Below are 22824 nucleotides of genomic sequence, written 5' to 3'. Positions count from 1 at the left end.
TTAGAGGTAAAACATGGCAATAGGTTCATTAAGCTCATTAGGGCTTGGCAGTAAGGTTTTGAATTACGATGTGATTGACAAGCTTAAGGACGCTGATGAAAAAGCGTTAATCGCCCCCTTAGACAAGAAAATGGAGCAAAATGTTGAAAAACAAAAAGCCCTTGTAGAAATTAAAACGCTCCTTTCAGCTCTAAAAGGTCCGGTTAAAACGCTTTCGGATTATTCCACTTATATCAGCCGAAAAAGCAATGTTACAGGCGATGCGTTGAGCGCGAGCGTGGGGGCTGGCGTGCCTATTCAGGATATTAAAGTGGATGTGCAAAATTTAGCGCAAGGCGATATTAACGAATTAGGAGCGAAATTTTCTTCAAGAGATGATATTTTTAGCCAAGTGGATACCACGCTCAAATTTTACACGCAAAACAAAGACTACGCCGTGGATATTAAAGCAGGAATGACTTTAGGCGATGTGGCTCAAAGCATCACGGACGCTACCAATGGCGAAGTGATGGGCATTGTGATGAAAACAGGAGGGAATGACCCCTACCAATTAATGGTGAATACTAAAAACACCGGCGAAGACAACCGCATCTATTTTGGCTCACACCTCCAATCCACGCTCACTAACAAAAACGCCCTTTCTTTAGGGGTTGATGGAAGCGGAAAGAGTGAAGTGAGTTTGAATTTAAAGAGGGCTGATGGGAACATGCATGAAGTCCCTATCATGCTAGAACTCCCTGAAAGCGCTTCTATCAAACAAAAAAACACAGCGATCCAAAAAGCGATGGAGCAGGCTTTAGAAAATGACCCTAATTTTAAAGATTTGATCGCTAATGGGGATATTTCCATAGACACCCTTCATGGGGGGGAATCTTTAATCATTAATGACAGGCGTGGGGGAAACATTGAAATTAAAGGGAGTAAGGCTAAAGAGCTTGGGTTTTTGCAAACCGCCACCCAAGAAAGCGATTTGTTAAAAAGCTCTCGCACCATAAAAGAGGGTAAATTAGAAGGGGTGATTAGCTTGAATGGCCAAAAACTGGATTTAAAAGCCTTAACCAAAGAGGGCAACACCAGCGAAGAAAACACAGACGCTATCATTCAAGCGATCAACGCTAAAGAAGGCTTGAATGTGTTTAAAAACGCCGAAGGCAAGCTTGTGATCAATTCTAAAACCGGAATGCTAACGATTAAGGGCGAGGACGCTTTAGGCAAGGCCAGTTTGAAGGATTTGGGTTTGAGCGCTGGCATGGTGCAATCCTATGAAGCTTCACAAAACACGCTTTTTATGTCTAAAAATTTACAAAAAGCGAGCGATTCAGAATTCACTTATAATGGGGTGAGCATCACACGCCCCACTAATGAGGTCAATGATGTGATTAACGGGGTTAATATCACTTTAGAGCAAACCACAGAGCCTAATAAGCCTGCCATTATCAGCGTGAGCAGAGACAATCAAGCTATTATAGACAACCTTAAAGAATTTGTCAAAGCCTATAATGAGCTTATCCCTAAATTAGATGAAGACACGCGCTATGACGCTGACACTAAAATCGCTGGGATTTTTAACGGCGTGGGCGATATTCGCGCCATTAGATCCTCTCTTAATAACGTGTTTTCTTATAGCGTGCATACGGATAATGGGGTAGAAAGCTTGATGAAATACGGGCTTAGTTTGGACGATAAGGGCGTGATGAGTTTAGATGAGGCTAAATTGAGTAGCGCCTTAAATTCTAACCCTAAAGCGACTCAAGATTTTTTCTATGGGAGCGATAGCAAGGATATGGGGGGCAGAGAAATCCACCAAGAGGGCATTTTTTCTAAATTCAATCAAGTCATCGCCAACCTCATAGATGGAGGGAACGCTAAATTAAAGATTTATGAAGATTCCCTAGACAGAGACGCTAAAAGCCTGACCAAAGACAAAGAAAACGCTCAAGAGCTTTTAAAAACCCGCTACAACATCATGGCGGAGCGCTTTGCGGCTTATGATAGCCAAATTTCTAAAGCCAATCAAAAATTCAATTCCGTGCAAATGATGATCGATCAAGCGGCGGCTAAAAAGAATTAAAAAAACAGAGAGTCATCAATCTTAAAGGATAAAGGAACATTATGCAATACGCTAACGCTTATCAAGCCTACCAGCATAACCGAGTGAGTGTGGAATCCCCGGCAAAACTCATTGAAATGCTTTATGAAGGGATTTTGAGATTTTCCTCGCAAGCCAAACGCTGTATTGAAAATGAAGACATTGAAAAAAAGATTTATTATATTAATAGGGTTACGGATATTTTCACGGAATTGTTGAATATTTTAGATTATGAAAAAGGGGGGGAAGTGGCGGTGTATCTTACAGGCTTATACACCCATCAAATCAAAGTTTTAACGCAAGCCAATGTGGAAAATGATGCGAGTAAGATTGATTTGGTGTTGAATGTGGCTAGGGGGTTGTTAGAAGCTTGGAGGGAAATCCATTCAGATGAACTCGCCTAATGCGTTATTAGATTCCTTTAAAATCGCTCTTGTTAAAAAAGATTCTAAGCTCGCTTTTTCATTGATAGAGCGCCTTTCTTTAGAGCAAATAAAAAGCTTGGATTTAAACACGCTTTTAAGCCTTAAGGAAATGATAGCCCAAAGCATTGAACTATTAGAAAAAGAAAAAGAAGAACTGCAATTGCAAATGCATAAGGCTAAGAAGATTCAAAAATTTTTGTCTTAGATTTTTTAAACTACGATACAATAAAAGCACTATTTTTATTGAAGGCTAAAGATTGTCTGAACCCATAGATAGATTCACGCGCATAAGGTGGTTGTTTAAAAACGATTTTGAAAAAATCCGCCAACAAAGGGTTTTAATCTGTGGTGTGGGGGGCGTTGGGGGCTTTGCACTAGACGCTTTGTATCGTGTGGGGATAGGGCAAATCACTATCATTGATAAAGATGTGTTTGATGTTACCAATCAAAACCGCCAGATTGGCTCAGAAAGGATAGGAGAATCTAAAGTGTTCGTGTTGCAAGATCTCTATAAGGGCATTCAAGCTTTGAATTTGCATATAGATGAAGCGTTTTTAAATTCATTTAATTTTAGAGATTATGATTACATTTTAGATTGCATGGACGATTTGCCTATTAAAACAAGCTTGGCGATAAAATGCCAGAATTTCGCTTACGGAAAATTTATCAGCTCTATGGGAAGTGCAAAACGCTTGAACCCTAAACACATCCAAGTGGGGAGTGTGTGGGAAAGCTATGGCGATAAATTCGGGCGTAAATTTAGGGATTTTTTAAAAAAACGCCGTTTTAAAGGGGATTTTAAAGTGGTTTTTAGCCCTGAAATTCCGCATTGCATAGAGCTTGGGAGTTTTAATGCGGTTACAGCGAGTTTTGGTTTGCAAATAGCGAGTGAAGTCGTGCAAGATATTATCAAACAAGGTATTAACAACGAAAGGCAGTGGAATGAAAGATTACGAAGACGAATTGGAAGATTTTGAAGAAGAAGAATTAGAGGGCTTTGAAGAAGAAGATGAAGAGTATAATGATTATAAGAATGTCTATGATGATGACGATTATGAAGACTATAACTCTGATTATGAAGAAGAGTGAAAAATGATTTGTGCGAGCGTCCTCCAGCATGCTTATTGCGGCTCTAGAAAAAAAACTATAGAGCATACAGCGAACTTGCTTGAACAAGCGCTAAAAAAACACCCTAAGACCAATTTAGTGGTGTTGCAAGAATTGAACCCTTATAGTTATTTTTGCCAGAGCGAAAACCCTAAATTTTTTGATTTGGGCGAGTATTTTGAAGAAGATAAGGCTTTTTTTAGCGCTTTAGCTCAAAAATTTCAAGTGGTGCTTGTCGCTTCTTTGTTTGAAAAGCGCGCTAAAGGGTTGTATCACAATAGCGCGGTTGTGTTTGAAAAAGATGGATCAATCGCTGGGGTGTATCGCAAAATGCACATTCCTGATGACCCAGGGTTTTATGAAAAATTTTATTTCACGCCGGGGGATTTGGGCTTTGAGCCTATTGTTACAAGCGTGGGTAAATTAGGGCTTATGGTGTGCTGGGATCAGTGGTATCCTGAAGCAGCAAGGATTATGGCTTTAAAAGGGGCAGAAATTTTAATCTATCCTAGTGCGATAGGGTTTTTAGAAGAAGACTCTAATGAAGAAAAAAAGCGTCAGCAAAACGCATGGGAGACGATCCAAAGAGGGCATGCGATCGCTAATGGCTTGCCTTTGATTGCGACTAACAGAGTGGGCGTAGAATTAGATCCTAGTGGTGCGATTAAGGGGGGTATCACTTTTTTTGGCTCTAGTTTTGTGGTGGGGGCTTTAGGCGAGTTTTTAGCTAAAGCGAGCGATAAAGAAGAGATTTTGTATGCGGAAATTGATTTAGAACGCACCGAAGAAGTGCGCCGAATGTGGCCGTTTTTAAGAGACAGACGCATTGATTTTTATAACGATTTGTTGAAACGCTATATTTAATCAGTCAATCAGTTTAAAATTAGAAATTAAGGTTAGAAAGGATTAAACATGGTAGGTGTAATTTTTTGCGCTAAACAAGCGCAAAAGTTCTATCATTTTTGTGCGGTATTTTCATTTTAATAAGGAGCAAAAATGCTAGAAAATAGCTCTATATGGAGCAATCCTGCCTTTGTGGCCATCATTTGCATGTGCGTTCTTAGCCTTTTAAGGCTCAATGTCATGCTTTCTATGATTAGCGCGACTCTCATAGCAGGACTTATGGGAGGGCTTGGAATCACAGAGAGTTTTAATGTAATGATAGACGGCATGAAAGGCAATTTAAACATCGCTTTAAGCTACATCCTTTTAGGGGCTTTGGCGGTAGCGATCGCTAAAAGCAACCTCATTAAAGTCGCTTTGAGCAAATTAATAGGCTTGATGGATTACAAGCGATCCATTTTTTGCTTTTTGATCGCTTTCATCGCATGTTTTTCGCAAAATTTAGTGCCGGTGCATATCGCTTTTATCCCTATTTTAATCCCCCCTCTCTTGCATTTAATGAACCGGCTAGAATTGGATAGAAGAGCGGTCGCTTGCGCTTTAACCTTTGGCTTGCAAGCCCCCTACTTGGTGCTTCCTGTAGGGTTTGGCTTGATTTTTCAAACCACCATTTTAGAGCAATTAAAAGCCAATGGCGTTAGCACCACCATAGCGCAAATCACAGGAGTGATGTGGATAGCAGGGTTAGCGATGGTTGTTGGACTGCTTGCCGCCGTATTAACGCTATACAAAAAACCCAGGCGTTACCAAGAAAAATCTTTTAATATAGAAGATTACGCCTCGCTTCAATTAAACTACCATGACTATTTGACTTTTATAGGGATTATCGTGGCGTTTGTGATCCAATTAGCCACCGATTCTATGCCTTTAGCCGCCTTTTTAGCGTTAGCGATCATCTTACTAGGGCGTGGCATTAAGTTTAAAGAAACAGACTCGCTTATGGATGATAGCGTAAAAATGATGGCGTTTATCGCTTTTGTGATGCTAGTGGCTAGCGGGTTTGGAGAAGTGTTGCAAAAAGTGCATGCGATAGAGGGCTTAGTGAATGCGATCACAAGCATAATCCAAGGGAAGTTTTTAGGGGCTTTTTTGATGCTTGTTGCAGGGCTTTTTATCACTATGGGGATAGGGACTTCTTTTGGCACGATTCCTATCATCGCTGTGTTTTATGTCCCTTTATGTGCGAAATTAGGATTCAGCATAGAATCTACGATTTTACTCATCGGCATAGCCGCAGCCTTAGGTGATGCAGGCTCACCGGCTAGCGATAGCACCATGGGGCCTACTTGCGGGCTTAACGCAGACAACCAACACAATCATATCTATGACACATGCGTGCCGACTTTTTTAGTCTATAACCTTCCTTTGATTGTTTTTGGAGTTCTTGGAGCGTTACTATTAGGCTAATCTATCAAGTTAAGAAAATCTTTTCTTTAGCCTTACTCTCTGGGGTCAATGCTTTTTTAGATGTGCTGGTGGTCGCGCTCTCGGTTTTTTTTGTGGGTAAGATTTCGCACCATCACATTGTGGCTTTAGGGGTGGGCTTGCAATTTTTGATGCTTTTTTATGGCATCAATACGATTTTATACACCGGCACTAACGCCATTCTTTCCAGGCTTGTGGGAGCTAGGGACTTTGCTCAAATCAACCACGCTTTTTCCAGTATTTTTATAGGGGCGTTTGTGATTTGTTTGGGCGTGCTGTTTGTTTCTTATTTTTTGATTGAGCCTTTTTTAAATTGGATGCAATTACAAAATCCTTCGCGCCAATTGACGCAAGACTATTTAGAAGTCTTAGTTATCGCGCTACCGAGTATTTTTTTAAAAAATGTTTTAGTTTCAGCACTCGCTAGTTTTTCAGATACCCTAACCCCCTTTATTGTCAAAATCATCATGGTCATAGCATGCATTTTTTTGAATCAAGCCTTGATTTTTGGGGATTTTGGTTTTAAAAAAATGGGGATTGTAGGCTCTGCTTTAGCGAATGTGGTTGTCTCTTATTGGGAATTACTCGCGCTTAGCGTTTGGATACAAATCAAAAAAATCCCTTTAAAATTTAAAATAACCTTTCATTTTTCTTTTTTAAAAACCATGTTTAGAGTGGGTTGGCCGGCCGGGTTTGAGCGCTTATTGAGCTTATTTTCTTTAATACTCTTATCCAAATTTGTAGCGAGCTATGGGGATAAGGTGTTAGCGGGCATGCAAATAGGCATCAGGGTGGAAACCTTTTCGTTCATGCCCGGATTTGGGTTTATGATCGCAGCGATGGTTTTAACAGGGCAAAATTTAGGAGCGAACAAGCCAAAAATCGCCACAGAATATGCGCATTTGATTTTAAAAATCTCTATGGGTTTAATGGGGGTTTTAGGGATTGTTTTAGTCTTATTCGCTAAAGAATTCGCGAGCCTTTTTTCTCAAGATGGAGAAGTTTTGGAAGTGGCGCGATCTTATTTGATCGCTGTGGGTCTCTCTCAAGCCCCCTTAATTGGGTATTTTGTGCTAGATGGAGTTTTTAGGGGGGCTGGCATTTCTAAAGTCTCACTATATATTAACACCCTAAGCTTATGGGGGTTAAGGATCATGCCTATTTACTTGCTTTTAATCTATCATTTTAAGGTGGAATTTATTTTTGTAGTGATCGCATCAGAAACTTTTTTGCGCTCATTCATCTACTATAAAGTTTTTTCTAAAGGCATATGGAAAAGGTGCGGGAAAAAGGCTTAATCATTGCTTGAGCGTAGCGGTCGTTTTGAAACGATTTTCTCGCACCACTTGCACGCCCACTTCGCCCACATACTGAGCACTCTCTTCTATCCTTTTAGCGATCTTTCTGGCAATAATAGGCACTTGATTGTCCCTGACTTGGTTGGATTTGACAATCACTCTTAATTCTCGCCCACTCTCCATCGCATACGCCTTTTCCACCCCATCAAATTCTAGCGCGATCTCTTCTAAAGCTTGCATGCGTTTAGCGTATTCTTCATCGCTCTTTCTCCTAGCTCCAGGACGCCCTGCTGAAAGTGCATCAGCCGCGCACACGCTCGCGCACTCCACGCTCATGATCTCTTCATGCCCATGGTGGGCATAAATCGCATTGATCACGACCGGGTCTTCTTTATGGCGCTTGCACACCTCAACGCCTAAATTCACATGATCCCTCCCAAGCTCTTGAGTGAGCGCTTTACCAATATCATGCAAAATACCGGCTCTTCTGGCGAGTTTTTTATCCCCCCCAAGCTGTTCTGCAATCAAGCCGGCTAAAAGGGCGACTTCCTTAGAATGCTGTAAGGCGTTTTGCCCAAAACTAGAGCGGTAACGCATTTTGCCTATTAAAATTTTAAGCTCATCTTCCATAGCCCCAAGCTCTAATTCTAGCACCACGCTCTCTCCTTCAAAAAGCAGTTCTTTTTCCATGTTGCGTGCGACTCCGTGATAAACCTCTTCAATCCTGTTAGGCTGGATACGACCGTCTTCTATTAAAATTTTAATCGTCTCGCTCGCCACTTCACGCCGATAAATATTGAAACTGGACAAGCACAATTCGCTACTATCTTCGCTAAATTCTATATCCACCCCACTAATCTTTTTAAACGCTTCAATGTTTTTCCCGTCTTTGCCTATCACACGACCGATATAATCTGAGCAAGGCAAAGCGATACGGCTTGTTAAATTCTCTGTCGCATAATCACCCGCAAAACGGGCTGTCGCTTCCGCTAAAATGGCATACGATTTTTTCTTGCCCTCTTCTTTGGCTTCTTTTTCATAACGCCTGATCAAGGCGCTTTTTTGCGCTTCTAGTTCCTCTTCTAATTGCTTTAAGATCATGCTTTTAATTTCATCTTTGGTGTAAGCCATGTAATTGAGCATCGTGTCTAGCGCTTTGGCTTGAGCTTCTTTACAAACAGCGCGCTGTTTTTTGAAATTTTCTTTTTCGTGTTCTAAAATTTGGCGTTCTTTTTCAAGCTCTTTTTTTTCCTTTTCTAAATAGCGTTTTTCATCTCTTACAAATTCTTTGTGTTGCGCTTCTAAATGCTTCAAATGCGCTTCTTTTTTGTCAAAATGGGTTTGGAGTTGCAAGTTCTTGTTTTCATATTGCTGTTGCAATTTGCATTCTTGGCTTTTCATGCGCATCTCTTCAGCTTCCACGAAAGATTTCGCTTGAAATTCCATTAATTTGGCTTTGGCTGAAGCGCCTTTTAAAACGGCTTGCCCTCTAGCGTAATAGATCTTTTTCATCACATAATACATGACTAGAGCGGTAATCAAACACGCTACCAAAACTTCTAATGAAATGTAAATTAACCCGCTGCTCATAATGTTTCCTTCTATTATTCTTCATAACGATACGAGCATTCATGTAAAGATCCGCTTCAATGTCATAGGCGTCTGTAAGAACACCATTAGCTATCGCTAACTCTCTACTCACAAACACGATTAAGGGGCGTTTTAGTTGTTTTTTGAGTAATTTTGGCAAACTCCTATCATACATGCCTAGCCCAAAACCCACGCGCCTAAAGCTTGTATCCATTCCTAAAATCGGCACGACAATGCAATCTAGTTCCCGCTTATAATAGCGCGACAAACTCGGCTCATCAAACCACCCCAAACGCCTTAAGGGCAACCTAAAGGGCACGATAGTAAAACCCTCTTTAGAAAAATGAGCGCCTTTTTTGATGCTTTTAGGCAACCACACGTGCTTATTTTTTTGTCTTAACTTCAAAATCAAAGGCCTAATGTCAAGCTCATGCCCTAACGGGCTATACAATAAAATATTTTGATAATCTTTAAGTTTCCAAAACAAAAGCCTACAAGCCAATTTATCCCTGACTGCTTTATCTTTGGTTGGTTTAGCCCTTTTCAAGCGTTCTTTACAAAAATCTCTAAAAATCGTTTTAATGGTTATAATCCTTAAATTTTAGACTTACATTATAGTATAATTTTAGGTTATTAGTTACCATTTTATTATTCTTAAGGATGTGTTTATAATGAGAATTAAGGCTTATTTTTTGCGTTTTATCGCGCTGGTTTTGATTGTTTTGTTGGGTTTTAGTGCTTGTAAAAATTCTCAAAAATCTCAAGATTCTCAAAACAATACCACCCAACAAGATAGCCCTAAAACCTACACCGCTATGGATTTGAATAACCAAGAATACAAAATTACAGGCGATTTAGATTCTCTCAATATCAGCCCGGATTCCAACACCCCTACTCTATTAGTTTTAAGCGCTTTAGATAATTCTTTAAAAGATTACGCCCCCAGCTTTAACGTCTTAAAAAAAACTTTTAAAGATCGTTTGAGGGTGCTTATTTTACTCAATCAACCCTATTCAAGCGATGCAATCAAAGACTTTATTGCACCCTTTCAAGCTGATTTGATGATTTTAAACCCTAAAGATACCGCTCTTTTTGATCATTTAAACCATGACGCTTTAAACCATTCTTTTAACATGCTCTTATATGATAAACACCAATTGATTAAAGTGTATCAGGGGATCGTGCCAGCAGAAATGCTCCAATTTGATATTTCCAATTTAAAGGATTAAAAAACCATGTTTAATTTTTTCAAAAAAATTGTCAATAAAATTAAGGGTGAAGAGGCTAAAGAAAAAAAGCGTGAAAATATTCCTAAAGAGGAATTAGAAGAAATTTTGATTAGTTTTGACATCCAATACGATTTGATAGAGAGCTTGTTACAGCATTTAGGCGATTTAATTACGCCCAAGCAATTGGAAGTCGCTTTGTTGCGTTTTGTGCGTGGGGAAAGTTACTATGATAAAACCCGCCTAAAGACTATCACCACAAAACCCTTAGTGCACTTAATCGTGGGGGTTAATGGGGCGGGTAAAACCACAACGATCGCTAAATTAGCCAAACTCTCTTTAAAACAGCATAAAAAAGTGCTTTTAGGGGCAGGCGATACTTTTAGAGCGGCCGCAGTCAAACAGCTGCAATTATGGGGTGAAAAGCTTAACATTCAAGTCATTAGCGCTAAAGAAGGGAGCGATCCAAGCTCTCTAGCTTACAACACCATAGAAAGCGCGATCGCTAAAAATATAGATGAAGTTTTTATAGACACCGCCGGGAGGCTGCACAACCAAACCAACCTTAAAAACGAGCTTTCTAAAATCGCTCGCACCAGCTCTAAAGTTTTAAAAGACGCCCCCTTTTATAAATTCCTTATTTTAGACGGCACGCAAGGGAGTTCTGGGCTCACGCAAGCCAAAATTTTCCATGAGACTTTGGCGTTAGACGGCGTGATTATGACTAAGCTTGATGGCACTTCTAAAGGCGGAGCGATTTTAAGCGTGCTGTATGAGTTGAAATTACCCATTCTTTATTTAGGAATGGGCGAAAAAGAAGACGATTTGATCGCTTTTGATGAAGAACGCTTTATAGCAGACTTGGTTGATGCGGTGTTTGTGGAACAATAAATTAAAAATTATTTCTTAAGAATGACCCTAAAGCTCTTATTCATATGGTTTGCTTCTTGCAAAGCGTTACAAACTTCTGCGTTTTTGGCATAAAACTCCTTAAGTGGGATGTGGGGATAAAGCTTTTTGCGTGCTTCATCAATCCTGCAAATTAACGGGCGCGATTCATAAATCTTGCACAGATTGGTTTCTAAATCCAAAAACTTGCACACCCCATTGCTAACATCAAACCCAATAAGCTCAATAATCCCGGTGATATTCTTGCAGCAAAGCCCGCAATAGGAAGCTCTGTTTTTATCAATCTTTCCAGAAAAATAGCGACCTAATATCGTGGCGTTTGCCACACAAGCACCCACAATCATTGCAGGCACTGAACCCTTGCCAAGGCTTTGGATGATTTTATTAGCGCTGCTTTGCATCAAACCTCCCAAAGATGAGCTTGCAAATGCGCTAACATAACTAAGCGCTCCACCCTTTAGGGTAGCAATGGCGGTGTGCTTGATCGCTTTCTTAGGATCCTTGCCATTTGCGATACATTCATAAACATTCGTTACGAGTGAGACACAACCACCTATCCACGCACCGGTTTGTGCGGCGTTCATTCCTGCTTGATGCGAAATGCTGGTAACATCTTTGGCAGTAGAGAGATTTGGGTTCAATCTGGCTTCAATCGCCTCTCTTTTAGTGGCACTCGCAGGCCTTGTATGGGCTTTGATTGTTTTGCAATGTTGGAGTTTTTCCTCTAAATGAGCGACTTTTTGAAAATCGCCAAGCCCCTTTTGTTTAGCGATTTGAGATTCTAGGCCCTTGATCCTAGTATTGACCGCTCTTTGAAAATCCCCATAATGATTCCTAGCGATTTTCATCTTCGCACCGTTTTCAAAGTATTTTTCATAGTCTTTAGATAAGAGTTTTTTAAAACACTCTTCACCATTTCTGCCCACAAATTTACTCTGCACAGCCGTGCCAGGAATGACATTCCCCTTTTCATCCACACTGATATAATCCACGAGTTCGTGGTTCTTACTGGGCGTGGCATAGTTTGGGAAAAGCTTTTTAACTTGAGCCTTTTTCTCACTAAAAAGATCATCATACTGCACTATCCTTTCTTTTTTTTGCAAGGATATTATTCGCATTAACACGGGCTTGCTCTTTGATTTCAGCAGAATACCCCGCCTGTTGGTTGATATTTTGTTTAATATACTTGGAGTTTATCTTCCTTTTTGAGATCTCTTCCAATCTATCCAAGACAGACAGATGCTCCCTATTGGCACTAGCATGAAGTGCACTTTCTTCGCCAGTTGAACCCATGATAGTGGCATCTGTAATGTTGCTGTATTTTTGTTTTTTCTTTCGATCTTTTTTCATGACTCAACTCCAAAAAAGAAAGATTTAAAAAAGCGAGAGATTTTGGGGATTTTAAAAGGTTCAGGGTAGGCTTATAGTAACCCCCCCCCCAAAAAAAAGCTAGGGATAAAAAAGCTAGGACTAAAAAACGCTAGGACTTTTTCCATAAAGACCTCCTTATTGTTTGATCCTAGCCACTATAACCAAAAATCCTAAATAAACCGCCTTATTTTTAATAAAAAGGTTTAAAATAATAAATATTTTCCCTACCCCCCTGTGTAGTAAAACGCCCTTGTGGGAGTGTCGTTATTTTTATCATTCCACATGTTTTTTTCTGGTTTATTGATGACAGATTGTTTTAAAAGCCTTTTCATCATTTTTGTATCTTTATTTATGATCGCTTCTTTAGCGTCTATGGCGTCTTGATAGTATAAACATGGGCAAATCTTGCCATCAGAAGCCAAGCGGATACGATTGCAAGATTGGCAAAAATCATCGCTATGCGGAGCGATGATGCCAAATTGATAGCCATTTTCTAGCGTGTAGATTTTAGAAGACCCTTGTTTGGGTTTTTCTGTTTCAATGATTTTGTATTTTTGAGCGATCAAATCTAAAATTTCTCGCTCTTTCAAGCCTTTAACCAAACTTTTAGCATGCGTATTTTCCATAAATTCAATGTAGCGGATTTGTATATGCCTATTTTTTGCGTATTCTAAAAGCTCTAAGATTTCATCATCATTAACGCCTTTCATCACAACCATGTTTAATTTGAGTTTTAAACCCACCTTTAAGGACTCTTCAATCCCTTCTAGCGTGTTTTTAAGAGCGTCTTTTTGAGAGATTTTTAAGACCCTATCGCTTTTTAAAGAATCCAATGAAACATTCACCCGTGATAACCCAGCATCTTTTAAACCCTTAGCCATTTTTTTGAGTAAAAAACCATTAGTGCTTAAAACTAACGCCACTTCCTTATTGTAAGCGTGCAATTTAGCGATAAACTCGTCTAAACCCTTGCGTAACAATGGCTCACCACCCGTGATTCTGATTTTTTTAACGCCCTCATCAATAGCGATTTTAAGAAATTCTAAAACATTATCCAAAGGCAATAATTCTTCACCATCAAAAAAATCTAATGGCGTAGCAGGCATGCAATACTGGCACCTGAAATTACATTGTTTGGTTACAGAAACCCTAATATAGTCAATAACCCTATTAAAACTATCTACTAACACTCCCTTTGTCCCTTATGCTCTTTATTTAAGCTTTTAGTGTAACATGATAAACAATAACTTAACAACATCAAAATGGATAGAACTTTTGAAAAACCCTATCATTGATAACATTCCTTGCGTTTTATTAGCTGGGGGCAAAAGCTCTCGTTTCATCATCAATGACGTTCCAATCAATAAGGCTCTCATGCCTTTAAAATCGTATTCTAGCCTTTTAGAATACCAATACACACGCCTTTTAAAACTTTTCAAAAAAGTCATTATCAGCGCTAAAAAATCGTATGAATTAAACACTCCCTACCTTTTAGAAAAAGAGAGCGATCTTTTTTCACCCCTTTTTGGCATTCATAACGCTTTTTTAACGCTACAAACCCCTTATATTTTTTTTATCGCCATAGATGCGCCTTTAGTGTCCTTTGAAAGCATCAAGGTTCTTTGTGGGATTCAAAACTTTAGCGTAGTCTATGCTAAAAGCCCTACAAAAGAACATTATTTGATTTCTTTGTGGCATCAAAGCATCCTTAACGCCCTTAATTACGCCCTTAAAACGCAAAATTATCGCTTGAGCGATCTTATCAAAAATGCCTCTTCAGTCGCTATCCATTTTGACAAAGAAGAAGAATTTTTAAATCTCAACACCCTAAAAGACTATGAATTAGCCGTTCAAATTTTAAAAGAGGGATCAAATGGCTGAAGAAGAAAAAACCGAACTCCCTAGCGCAAAAAAAATCCAAAAAGCCAGAGAAGAAGGCAATGTGCCTAAGAGCATGGAAGTGGTGGGGGTTTTGGGGTTATTGGCTGGGCTAGTGAGTATTTTTGTTTTCTTTATATGGTGGGTGGATGGCTTTAGCGAGATGTATCGCCATGTGTTGAAAGATTTTTCCCTAGATTTTAGCAAAGAAAGCGTTCAAGAGCTGTTTAACCAGCTGGCTAAAGACACTTTTTTATTGCTTTTACCGATTTTAATCATTTTAATGGTGGTGGCGTTTTTATCTAATGTCTTGCAATTTGGCTGGCTCTTTGCCCCTAAAGTCATTGAGCCTAAATTTTCTAAAATCAACCCTATCAATGGCGTCAAAAACCTTTTTTCTTTAAAAAAACTCCTTGATGGGAGTTTGATCACTTTAAAAGTTTTTTTAGCTTTTTTCCTAGGGTTTTTCATCTTTTCTTTGTTTTTAGGGGAATTAAACCATGCGGCTCTTTTGAATTTGCAAGGCCAGTTGTTGTGGTTTAAAAATAAGGCGTTATTACTCATTTCTTCGCTTTTATTTTTATTTTTTGTCTTGGCTTTTATAGATTTAGTCATCAAGCGCCGCCAATACACCAACTCTTTAAAAATGACCAAGCAAGAAGTTAAGGACGAATACAAACAGCAAGAAGGAAACCCAGAAATCAAAGCCAAAATCCGCCAGATGATGGTAAAAAACGCCACGAATAAAATGATGCAAGAAATCCCTAAAGCCAATGTCGTGGTGACTAACCCCACCCATTACGCCGTCGCTCTCAAATTTGATGAAGAACACCCTGTGCCTGTGGTAGTGGCTAAAGGCACGGATTATTTAGCCATCAGGATTAAGGGTATCGCCAGAGAGCATGATATAGAAATTATAGAAAATAAAACGCTCGCTAGAGAGCTTTATAGAGATGTGAAATTAAACGCTACTATACCAGAAGAATTGTTTGAAGCCGTGGCGATAGTCTTTGCTCAAGTGGCCAAATTAGAGCAAGAACGCCAAAAACAAAAGATCATTAAACCTCTTTAAGATTTTTTAAACCCGCTTTTAAGCCCCAAAAAGACACTCAATCAAGGACACTCAACCAAAAAACTTTAACAATCCCTATTGATGAAAGCTTTAAATCTTATGCTCCAAACGCCTTAAAGTGTTATGGATGTATTCTAAAAGCCACCCTAACAAGCCTAAAAAATAAAAACCCAATCGCATGCCATAGTATTCTTTAGTTTGAATGAACATGCTAGAACACAGCACCACCACACAAAGCCCCACGATCAAAATAAGCGTGTTAGCGTATTCATACAGCCCAAAAAGGCGTTTGTGATAGATTAAAACCAGTATCAATAAAATAAGAGCGAGTATAAAAAGCGAAAAATCCACGCAATCAGACACGCTTAAAAATCTAAAGCTCTGTAAAGAAGAAGCAAAAACCCACACGACGCAAATATTCATAGAGGGCAAGAAAGATTGCTTCATGCTAGCCCCTAAAAAACGCCACAATAAAGTCCCTAACAGCGCAAAATAGAAAACATAAAGCGCTATTGAAGAATTTTTAATAGGAAAATTCCAAGCGTAAAAAGAAAGGCATAATATCCCTATACAAGCGCATTTTTGGCGCGTGAGAGTGAAAGGCTTTAGAATAAGTGCAAGCAAATAAATTGAAGAAACGCCTATCAGCCCCAAGTAATCTAATTTGATAATGAAATCATAAACATGGTTTTCAAACAAAAAAAACAATTGCGAAAAATCATCGCTGAAATGCGAAAACAACAAAGTTTCCACGTTGAACAAAAACAACAAAAAAAACAATGAAGAAAAAACGACTTTATGCGTGTATATCTTTTGGTAAAAATTCATCTATAGCCTAATCATTCTTGCTGAAGAAACTATCAATGCCATCAGCAATGCCCTTAGCCAAGATTTTTTGATACGGTTTGCTTTGGATGCGTTTAGATTCTATCGCATGGGAATTATAACCAATTTCTATTAAAATTGAAGGCATTAAAGCCCCGGCTAACACCCAAAAAGGCCCCTCCCTAACACCCCCATCCACCACATCAGGGTAATTTTTGCGGACACTTTGGAGCATGCCGTATTGCACGTCAATCGCTAATTTGTTAGAAACGATCAATCGCTGCGTGTTCAATGAATTTAAAAACAAACTTTTAGAAAAATAATCCATTAAATTCACATCGTCTTTATTTTCTTGCTCAGCCACTTTCCTAGCCCTTTCGCTCCTTGCGGTGGATAAAAAATAAGTCTCTATGCCATGGGCGTTAGAGGTGGAGCGTTTAGGGATGGAATTGGCATGCACTGAGATGAATAAATCCGCGCTTTTTTTATTGGCTAATTCCGTGCGAGCCACTAAATCAATGTAAATGTCCTTATCCCTTGTCAATAAAACGCTATAACCTCTTTTTTTAAGCTCTTTATGCAAAAACTTCACCACTTCTAAAACAATGTCTTTTTCACACACTAAATTCGCGCTCATCGCCCCGCAATCTTTCCCCCCATGCCCAGCGTCCAAAACGATCTTTTTGTGTTTTTTGCGTTTGGTTTTGATGAAAGTATCATTTTTTTCTGCTATAAAGATTTGGTTCTTACTCTCATTTTCCGCTTCTTTTTTAGGAATTTCTTTTTTAGGAATTTCTTTTTTAGGAATTTCTTTTTTAGGAATTTCTTTTTTAGCGCTCCTTTCGTTCAATGGAGAATGCGCATGTTTTGAATGTGCATGCTTAGTTGGCGTTTTTTCTTTGGTCTCTTTAGACTTTTTAGCCTCTTTTTTAATGGGCTTAAGGATGGGTTTTGGCGTCTGGTGTTTTAATGCATGGTGTTTGGGTGGTTTTAACACCATTTGATGCCTAATTAAGGGCTTTTTCTCCACGATAGAAACATAGAGCTTGTCTTTAAGGATTTTAATCTCATAAGTCATCTTAGGAGCATAGCCGATAACCACTCGCGCTAATTTAGGGCTGAATTGCGCGATCGTGATAAAAGATTGTTTGGAAAATTGGTAATGCTTTTTAGGAATGGTTAAAATGGCTTCTAATTCCAAATAACTCTTGAAATTTTTGAGCGGAACTTCTTTGAATTTTTTAACCTCTTGATTGAACAGAATTTTAACGCTGCTAGAGCCAAAAGGCACAATGTTGGTAATTTTAAGGGTTGTAGCATAAGCAAAATGCAACCAAAAAAGACATGCAACAACCCCTAACCTCACAAGCACTACAAATTAACCCTCTGTAAGCTCTTTGATGAGTTCATGCACGCTAATAATCTTATCCACTCTATAACCATTAGCCCCGGTAAAATAAAGCCCCTCTTCTCTGTTTCCTAAATAACTGCGCCCCAAGCCATCAGCGATACAATAGCCCACCTTTTTAGCTTCTTCACCTCTATTACAGGGCGCTACACAATTGCTCACGCATGCGATTTTAGGCGCGTTACCCTCTTCAATGCGTTTGATCACCCCCGTATTAATAGCCCTAGCCGGATAGCCTACAGGCGATTTAATGAGTAAAATATCTTCTTTTTTGAGCGTGGGCAAAAGATCGGCATACGCTTTAGCGTCGCATTCTTTCGTGCCTAAAAAACGAGTCGCCATTTGCACCCCACTCGCTCCAAGGCTTAACATGGTGTCTATATCTTTCCTGTCCCAAATCCCCCCAGCTGCGATGATAGGGATATTCCCCCATTCCTTAGAAGCTTCCACGACTTTAGGCACTAAGTTTTCTAATCGGAATTCTTCTTTGAAACAATCTTCGTATTTAAAACCCTGATGCCCCCCACTCAAAGGCCCCTCTACAATGAATGCGTCCGGGATTCTTTTATACCGATCGCTCCATCTTTTACAAAGGATTTTTAAAGCCTTCGCTGAAGAAATAATAGGAATGAGCGCCACATCGCTAAAATCCTTAGCGAATTCAGGCATGTTAGTGGGCAAACCAGCCCCTGTAATAATGATATTCGCTCCTGCTTCACAAGAGTCCCTTAAAACACGGCCATAGTCATTGATAGCGTATAAAATATTCGCTCCTAAAGGGTTGTTCCCACAAATTTTCCTAGCGTTTGCAAAAATCTCATTCAACGCTTTTTTGGAGTAAAAATTCAAGGCTTCAAAGGGTTTTTTAGCCACAATCCTTTCTACAAAACGCATGTTTTTATAATAACCAGTCCCTACGGCTGAAATCACTCCTAAAGCCCCTTCTTTGGCAACATTTCCAGCTAGTTCATCCCAGCTAATCCCCACACCCATGCCCCCTTGAAAGATAGGGAATTTTATGGTGTGCTTACCGATTTTTAGCGGTTTGAGTGTTGATACCATAGCTCTTTCCTTAATATTAGTTAATATTTAATTTCATAAATCTTTTCTTACCAAGCTGTATAACATAATTTCCTTTAACAAAACGATAACTCTCATCTTTTACCACTTCTTGATTAATCTTTACCCCTCCCCCTTGAATATCACGCCTGGCTTGTGAAGTGGATGGGCAAAAGCCAATCTGTTTTAAAACATCTAAAATCCCAACCCCCTCATCAAAATCGCTCTCTAATAAAATTTCGGGCAAAAGGTTTGCGCTAAACACTTTAGAAAATTGCTCTTTCGCCTTGAAGGCTTGATCATTGTTATAATAACGAGCCACGATTTCACCAGCGAGATCCTCTTTAACGGCTTTAGGGTGCAAGGTTTGGTTTAAAATACCATGTTTTAAGTCTTCAATTTCTTCTAAAGTCTTAGCGCTCAAAAGGATATAATAGCGCCACATGAGATCATCGCTCACGCTCATGATCTTCCCAAACATCGCGTTAGGCTCTTCAGTGATCCCCACATAATTCCCCAAGCTTTTACTCATTTTTTGCACCCCATCAAGCCCCTCTAATAAAGGCATGGTAATAATAGATTGCTCTTTATTCAAGCCGTAAGCCCGTTGCAAAAAACGCCCCACCAGCAAATTAAACTTTTGATCATTGCCCCCAAGCTCAATATCCGCACCCATCGCCACTGAATCATAGCCTTGCAACAAAGGGTATAAAAATTCCACGATGCTAATGGGGCGGTTTTCTTTATAGCGTTTAGCAAAATCGTCCCTTTCTAGCATTCTAGCGACTGAAAACTTCGCGCACAATTCTATCATGCCCTTTGCGCCTAAAGTATCCAACCAAGTGGAATTAAAGCACACTTCGGTGTGTTGTTGATCTAAAATTTTATAGATTTGCTCTTCATAAGTTTTAGCGTTTTCTAAGACTTGCTCCCGGTTTAGGGGTTTTCTCGTTTCATTTTTCCCTGTAGGATCGCCTATCATAGCGGTAAAATCCCCAATCAAAAACTTAACCCTAGCCCCATATTGTTGCAACAAAGCCAATTTTTGGATCAATACCGTATGCCCTAAATGCAAATCGGGAGCGGTAGGATCAAAACCGGCCTTAACGATAAAGCGTTCATTGGTTTCATAATATTTTCTCACCAGCTTTTCAATGTATTCTAATCCAATGATTTCATTAGCGCCTCTTTTGATCTCTTTTAAGGCGATACTGATTTTTTGTTCCATGTTTATTCCTTAATTAGGGCTTATTATGACTCATAAGCGTCATCTAGATTGGATAATTCTACAATCCTATCCTGATATTTGCGATTGATTAAGGCTCTGATCCAATCCGCCTTATCCGTGGCTATTTCAAAACTCACTTCGCAATGGCTAGAATACTTGTCTTTATAGCCTAAGTAAGACACGCCCACAATATTGCATTCATTCCTGTTTAAAAAAGTCAATAAACTCGCTAAAACCGACTTTTTTTCGCCCAAATAAAACATCATTTTATAAATCGTTCGATCCCGCTTGTGCCATTCTATATAAACCATAGGCGCTTTAGCATCCACTTCCGCCATCGCTTTTTTGCAAAATTTATGGTGCACAACCGCCTTTGGATCTTTCAAATCCGTTACAATCGCAATGATTTCATCGCCATATTTAGGGTAACAACAATCATTCAACAACACCTGTTTGATTTCTAAAGCGTTGCTTGAACAAACGCTGAAATGTTCTAATTCCTTACACTGCCACTGCCGATTGGGGGCTAAAAAATTCAAGACATTGGTTTTAAAACCCAAATACCTTAAACCTCGAGTCCATAAGCTCATCTCTTGGTATTCTAAAATCGCATCTTCTTTTAAAGAAAACACCTTATTTTCAATTTCTTCAGTGAGTTTGGCTAAATTCTCAAAGCTTTTCATCGCTTCTGTTAAAGTGGTCTCCACCCCGCAATCTGTTAATTTTTCTTCAAAGTTTTTATAATCTTTTAAATCCATGTCTTCAAAAACAGATCGCCCAAAAAAAGTCGCTAAGATATTAATCATGCTTTTAGTGTCAATTTCTTTCAAGCGGTTTCTTCTTTGGATGCGCAAGTGGTTTTTAGCCTTAGAAGTTTTAAGCTGATCCATCCAAATGAAACGAGGTATTATTTTATCGCCTTTAACGATTTTAACCACATCCCCACTCCTTAATTCCTGATTGAGTAAGGCTTTTTTACTATTGATATAAGCGTCCGTGGCTTTATCGCCCAAATCGCTATGCACCATGTAAGCAAAATCTAACGCGATCGCGCCCACCGGTAAGGTGTAAGTGTCCCCATGAGGCGAAAAAACGACAATATCTTCACGATACAAATCGTTCTTAGCGAGTTCGTAAAATTCTTTAGGGTCGTTTTTCAAATCGCTGTCATGGTATTTAAAATTTTGCAACCACCGCATGCCCTCATGGTGATCTTCATGATCCACGCCCCCGGCTTTATACTTCCAGTGGGCTGAATTACCATACTCCGCCCCCATGTGCATATCAAAGGTGCGGATCTGCACTTCATAAACAGAAGATTCATCAAAAATGGTCGTGTGTATCGTCTTATAGCCATTTTCTTTGGGCAAAGCGATGTAATCTTTAAAACGAGAGACAATGGGTTTGAAATTCAAATGGATAATCCCTAAAACTTTATAGCAATCAATCGGGTTTTTCAACAAAATCCTAATGGCTAACAAGTCTAAAATTTCATCAATATTGACCGCGCCCTTCCGTTGCATCTTAAGATAGATAGAATAAGGGCGTTTCACCCTTGTAACGAGTTTGAAATCTGAATGGCTAAACCCGCTATCAAAAAGTTTTTTTTCTAACTTGCTCGCAAAAGCGTTGAGTTTTAAGAGCAAAGACTGCTTGTTTTTGTGCAAATATTCCTTGATATTTTTATATTCTTCTGGATAAGTATAATAAAAGCTCTTGTCTTCTAATTCATTTTTGATTGAAGACATGCCCAATCGGCTCGCTATGGGGGCATACACCGCTAGAGTTTCTTTAGAAATACGCACTTGCTTGTCATGAGGCAAGGCGTCTAAGGTGAGCATGTTGTGCAACCTGTCGCTAATCTTTACCACTAAGGCTCTTGGATCTTGTATCGCGCTAATTAAAATCTTTCTAAAAGTGAGCGCTGAAACCACCATTCTGGGATCTTGAGAGCTCACGCCTAATTCTTCTTTCCTGATTTCAGTGATTTTAGTGAGCGCATCCACTAAATTGGCCACATCTTGCCCGAATTCTCGCTCAATCGTTTCAATCTCACAAGGCGTGTCTTCTACCACATCATGCAAAAGCGCAGCGCACACCATCGCTTCATCGCCCCCACAAAACGCCACCACGCTTGCCACGCAAATAGGATGGACAATATAAGGCTCGCCGCTCTTTCGGTATTGCCCCTTATGGCTTTTGGTCGCTAAATTTAGGGCGTTTTCAATCTTGGGCGTGAAATCAATTAAAGTCCTTAAAACTTCAATGCCACCCTTTGGGGTCGTAACTTTTTTGATAACATCCAAAATCCGTAAGAATCCGATATCAACGGATTTATCAATTTCGTTCATCTATCCTGTCTATATCAATTTTCCCTTCAGCGATTTCTCTAATAGCAATATCCACTAATTTATGACGCTTAGGGTCCATATTCACTAAAGTTTTGGCTCCAGCGTTTAGTTGCTTCACCCGAGCGAAAACCAAATTATCTAGCATGTAGCGGTCGTTCCCAATATTTTTTAAGGCTTGAGCGACTAAACTCTCTGTTCTCTCTTTTTTCAAAATGATCCTTTTATTTTGAGTTCTATCCAATGTTAAAGGGCTTATTTTACCATAGAAAACACGCCTTGTTGGTGCTTGATCACTTGCAACAAATTCCCTTTTTTAAACATGTTACACACCACAATGGGGAGCTTATTGTCTTTAGCTAAAGAAATAGCGGTATCGTCCATCACTTCAATATCCCCTATCAAGGCATCGTTATAGCTTAAAGTGTCTAATTTTTTAGCGTCTTTGAATTTGTTAGGGTCTTTATCATAAATGCCATCCACTTTAGTCGCTTTAATGATTAAATCCGATCCAATTTCAATCGCTCTTAAAGTGGCGGCTGTATCGGTGGTGAAAAACGGGTTTCCCGTGCCAGCGCCAAAAATCACCACCCTACCCTTTTCTAAATGCCTGATCGCTTTCCTATAAATATAACTTTCACAAATCTCTTTAATTTCAATGGC

22 protein-coding genes and 1 pseudogene are annotated in these 22824 nt (G+C 39.4%); 12 read left to right on the top strand and 11 right to left on the bottom strand.

The window, feature by feature from the left end:
- Positions 1-13: 13 nt before the first annotated feature.
- The 8 genes from fliD (at position 14) to BZK24_RS02490 (ending at position 7247) form a co-directional block, all read left to right on the top strand.
- Positions 14-2071: a flagellar filament capping protein FliD gene (gene fliD, locus BZK24_RS02525; protein ID WP_171972375.1), complete on the top strand. Its 2058-nt coding sequence runs from the start codon at positions 14-16 to the stop codon at positions 2069-2071.
- Between the two features lie 41 nt (positions 2072-2112).
- A complete protein-coding gene (gene fliS / locus BZK24_RS02520; RefSeq protein WP_001199081.1) occupies positions 2113-2493 on the top strand; it encodes a flagellar export chaperone FliS in 381 nt (126 codons plus the stop codon).
- A complete protein-coding gene (locus BZK24_RS02515) occupies positions 2480-2719 on the top strand; it encodes a hypothetical protein (protein WP_001087892.1) in 240 nt (79 codons plus the stop codon). The genes fliS and BZK24_RS02515 overlap by 14 nt, the downstream gene beginning before the upstream one ends.
- 52 nt (positions 2720-2771) lie before the next feature.
- Complete coding sequence (locus tag BZK24_RS02510; protein WP_001294061.1) at positions 2772-3491, top strand: tRNA threonylcarbamoyladenosine dehydratase; 720 nt, start codon at positions 2772-2774, stop codon at positions 3489-3491.
- Positions 3457-3603, top strand: coding sequence for a hypothetical protein (locus BZK24_RS02505; RefSeq protein ID WP_000656207.1), 147 nt, complete (start codon positions 3457-3459; stop codon positions 3601-3603). The genes BZK24_RS02510 and BZK24_RS02505 overlap by 35 nt, the downstream gene beginning before the upstream one ends.
- 3 nt (positions 3604-3606) lie before the next feature.
- The gene (locus BZK24_RS02500) at positions 3607-4485 is read left to right on the top strand and encodes a carbon-nitrogen hydrolase (RefSeq protein WP_000562739.1); all 879 of its coding nucleotides are present in this window, start codon (positions 3607-3609) and stop codon (positions 4483-4485) included.
- A 132-nt stretch (positions 4486-4617) separates the two neighbouring features.
- Positions 4618-5931 carry a Na+/H+ antiporter family protein gene (locus BZK24_RS02495; RefSeq protein WP_077656466.1) on the top strand — a complete coding sequence of 438 codons (1314 nt, stop codon included), beginning with the start codon at positions 4618-4620 and terminating at the stop codon, positions 5929-5931.
- A complete protein-coding gene (locus BZK24_RS02490) occupies positions 5931-7247 on the top strand; it encodes an MATE family efflux transporter (RefSeq protein ID WP_242423411.1) in 1317 nt (438 codons plus the stop codon). Before BZK24_RS02495 ends, BZK24_RS02490 begins: the two co-directional genes overlap by 1 nt.
- Here BZK24_RS02490 and rny read toward each other — a convergent pair whose 3' ends face one another.
- Together rny and BZK24_RS02480 are read right to left on the bottom strand one after the other, a co-directional pair.
- Positions 7248-8759: a ribonuclease Y gene (rny, locus tag BZK24_RS02485; protein WP_242423410.1), complete on the bottom strand. Its 1512-nt coding sequence runs from the start codon at positions 8757-8759 to the stop codon at positions 7248-7250.
- Positions 8737-9411, bottom strand: a complete 675-nt coding sequence (locus BZK24_RS02480; RefSeq protein WP_077656464.1) for a 5-formyltetrahydrofolate cyclo-ligase — start codon at positions 9409-9411, stop codon at positions 8737-8739. The genes rny and BZK24_RS02480 overlap by 23 nt, the downstream gene beginning before the upstream one ends.
- Before the next feature lie 97 nt (positions 9412-9508).
- Here BZK24_RS02480 and BZK24_RS02475 point away from each other — a divergent pair, with 97 nt between their 5' ends.
- Positions 9509-10066: a hypothetical protein gene (locus BZK24_RS02475; protein ID WP_077656463.1), complete on the top strand. Its 558-nt coding sequence runs from the start codon at positions 9509-9511 to the stop codon at positions 10064-10066.
- A 6-nt stretch (positions 10067-10072) separates the two neighbouring features.
- On the top strand, positions 10073-10954 hold the full coding sequence (gene ftsY, locus BZK24_RS02470) for a signal recognition particle-docking protein FtsY (protein ID WP_077656462.1): 882 nt from the start codon (positions 10073-10075) through the stop codon (positions 10952-10954).
- 8 nt (positions 10955-10962) lie between these two features.
- Here ftsY and BZK24_RS09475 read toward each other — a convergent pair.
- Both BZK24_RS09475 and moaA read right to left on the bottom strand, forming a co-directional pair.
- Positions 10963-12322, bottom strand: a pseudogene (locus BZK24_RS09475) (YkgJ family cysteine cluster protein).
- 245 nt (positions 12323-12567) lie between these two features.
- Positions 12568-13533, bottom strand: a complete 966-nt coding sequence (gene moaA / locus BZK24_RS02455) for a GTP 3',8-cyclase MoaA (protein ID WP_077656461.1) — start codon at positions 13531-13533, stop codon at positions 12568-12570.
- 85 nt (positions 13534-13618) lie between these two features.
- Between moaA and mobA the strand changes: the two genes are divergently transcribed.
- Together mobA and flhB are read left to right on the top strand one after the other, a co-directional pair.
- Positions 13619-14224: a molybdenum cofactor guanylyltransferase MobA gene (mobA, locus tag BZK24_RS02450; RefSeq protein WP_077656460.1), complete on the top strand. Its 606-nt coding sequence runs from the start codon at positions 13619-13621 to the stop codon at positions 14222-14224.
- The gene (gene flhB, locus BZK24_RS02445; RefSeq protein WP_077656459.1) at positions 14217-15293 is read left to right on the top strand and encodes a flagellar biosynthesis protein FlhB; all 1077 of its coding nucleotides are present in this window, start codon (positions 14217-14219) and stop codon (positions 15291-15293) included. The genes mobA and flhB overlap by 8 nt, the downstream gene beginning before the upstream one ends.
- Positions 15294-15383: 90 nt before the next feature.
- On the opposite strand, the gene BZK24_RS02440 is transcribed toward flhB, so the two are convergent.
- The 7 genes from BZK24_RS02440 to BZK24_RS02410 all read right to left on the bottom strand — a co-directional run.
- Complete coding sequence (locus tag BZK24_RS02440; RefSeq protein ID WP_077367569.1) at positions 15384-16121, bottom strand: hypothetical protein; 738 nt, start codon at positions 16119-16121, stop codon at positions 15384-15386.
- A gap of 7 nt (positions 16122-16128) precedes the next feature.
- Entirely contained in the window at positions 16129-17490 is a 1362-nt protein-coding gene (locus BZK24_RS02435) for an N-acetylmuramoyl-L-alanine amidase family protein (protein WP_077656458.1), read from the bottom strand.
- 6 nt (positions 17491-17496) lie between these two features.
- Positions 17497-18588 (bottom strand): decanoate oxidase/trans-2-decenoyl-[acyl-carrier protein] isomerase FabX, encoded by a 1092-nt coding sequence (fabX, locus tag BZK24_RS02430; RefSeq protein WP_000255243.1) that lies wholly within the window; start codon positions 18586-18588, stop codon positions 17497-17499.
- 16 nt (positions 18589-18604) lie between these two features.
- Positions 18605-19813 (bottom strand): tyrosine--tRNA ligase, encoded by a 1209-nt coding sequence (tyrS, locus tag BZK24_RS02425; RefSeq protein WP_077656457.1) that lies wholly within the window; start codon positions 19811-19813, stop codon positions 18605-18607.
- A 23-nt stretch (positions 19814-19836) separates the two neighbouring features.
- Positions 19837-22164 carry a RelA/SpoT family protein gene (locus tag BZK24_RS02420; protein ID WP_077656456.1) on the bottom strand — a complete coding sequence of 776 codons (2328 nt, stop codon included), beginning with the start codon at positions 22162-22164 and terminating at the stop codon, positions 19837-19839.
- Positions 22151-22375, bottom strand: a complete 225-nt coding sequence (locus tag BZK24_RS02415) for a DNA-directed RNA polymerase subunit omega (RefSeq protein WP_000712202.1) — start codon at positions 22373-22375, stop codon at positions 22151-22153. The genes BZK24_RS02420 and BZK24_RS02415 overlap by 14 nt, the downstream gene beginning before the upstream one ends.
- Before the next feature lie 41 nt (positions 22376-22416).
- Positions 22417-22824 (bottom strand): uridine monophosphate kinase (locus BZK24_RS02410; protein WP_143424365.1); only part of this gene is annotated, 408 nt, incomplete at its 5' end.

This window comes from Helicobacter pylori, from assembly GCF_001998165.1.
In the GTDB taxonomy this organism is placed as follows: Bacteria; Campylobacterota; Campylobacteria; order Campylobacterales; family Helicobacteraceae; genus Helicobacter; species Helicobacter pylori_DL.
Note: the sequence above shows the minus strand (reverse complement) of the source record. Positions and strands in the feature narration are given on the sequence as shown.

Excerpts from the sequence above, each read along its gene's own strand:
- fliD (WP_171972375.1), top strand. The coding sequence starts at position 14 with ATGGCAATAGGTTCATTAAGCTCATTAGGGCTTGGCAGTAAGGTTTTG.
- fliS (WP_001199081.1), top strand. The coding sequence starts at position 2,113 with ATGCAATACGCTAACGCTTATCAAGCCTACCAGCATAACCGAGTGAGT.
- BZK24_RS02515 (WP_001087892.1), top strand. The coding sequence starts at position 2,480 with ATGAACTCGCCTAATGCGTTATTAGATTCCTTTAAAATCGCTCTTGTT.
- BZK24_RS02505 (WP_000656207.1), top strand. The coding sequence starts at position 3,457 with ATGAAAGATTACGAAGACGAATTGGAAGATTTTGAAGAAGAAGAATTA.
- BZK24_RS02500 (WP_000562739.1), top strand. The coding sequence starts at position 3,607 with ATGATTTGTGCGAGCGTCCTCCAGCATGCTTATTGCGGCTCTAGAAAA.
- BZK24_RS02495 (WP_077656466.1), top strand. The coding sequence starts at position 4,618 with ATGCTAGAAAATAGCTCTATATGGAGCAATCCTGCCTTTGTGGCCATC.
- rny (WP_242423410.1), bottom strand. The coding sequence starts at position 8,759 with ATGAAAAAGATCTATTACGCTAGAGGGCAAGCCGTTTTAAAAGGCGCT.
- BZK24_RS02475 (WP_077656463.1), top strand. The coding sequence starts at position 9,509 with ATGAGAATTAAGGCTTATTTTTTGCGTTTTATCGCGCTGGTTTTGATT.
- ftsY (WP_077656462.1), top strand. The coding sequence starts at position 10,073 with ATGTTTAATTTTTTCAAAAAAATTGTCAATAAAATTAAGGGTGAAGAG.
- flhB (WP_077656459.1), top strand. The coding sequence starts at position 14,217 with ATGGCTGAAGAAGAAAAAACCGAACTCCCTAGCGCAAAAAAAATCCAA.
- BZK24_RS02440 (WP_077367569.1), bottom strand. The coding sequence starts at position 16,121 with ATGAATTTTTACCAAAAGATATACACGCATAAAGTCGTTTTTTCTTCA.
- fabX (WP_000255243.1), bottom strand. The coding sequence starts at position 18,588 with ATGGTATCAACACTCAAACCGCTAAAAATCGGTAAGCACACCATAAAA.
- tyrS (WP_077656457.1), bottom strand. The coding sequence starts at position 19,813 with ATGGAACAAAAAATCAGTATCGCCTTAAAAGAGATCAAAAGAGGCGCT.
- BZK24_RS02420 (WP_077656456.1), bottom strand. The coding sequence starts at position 22,164 with ATGAACGAAATTGATAAATCCGTTGATATCGGATTCTTACGGATTTTG.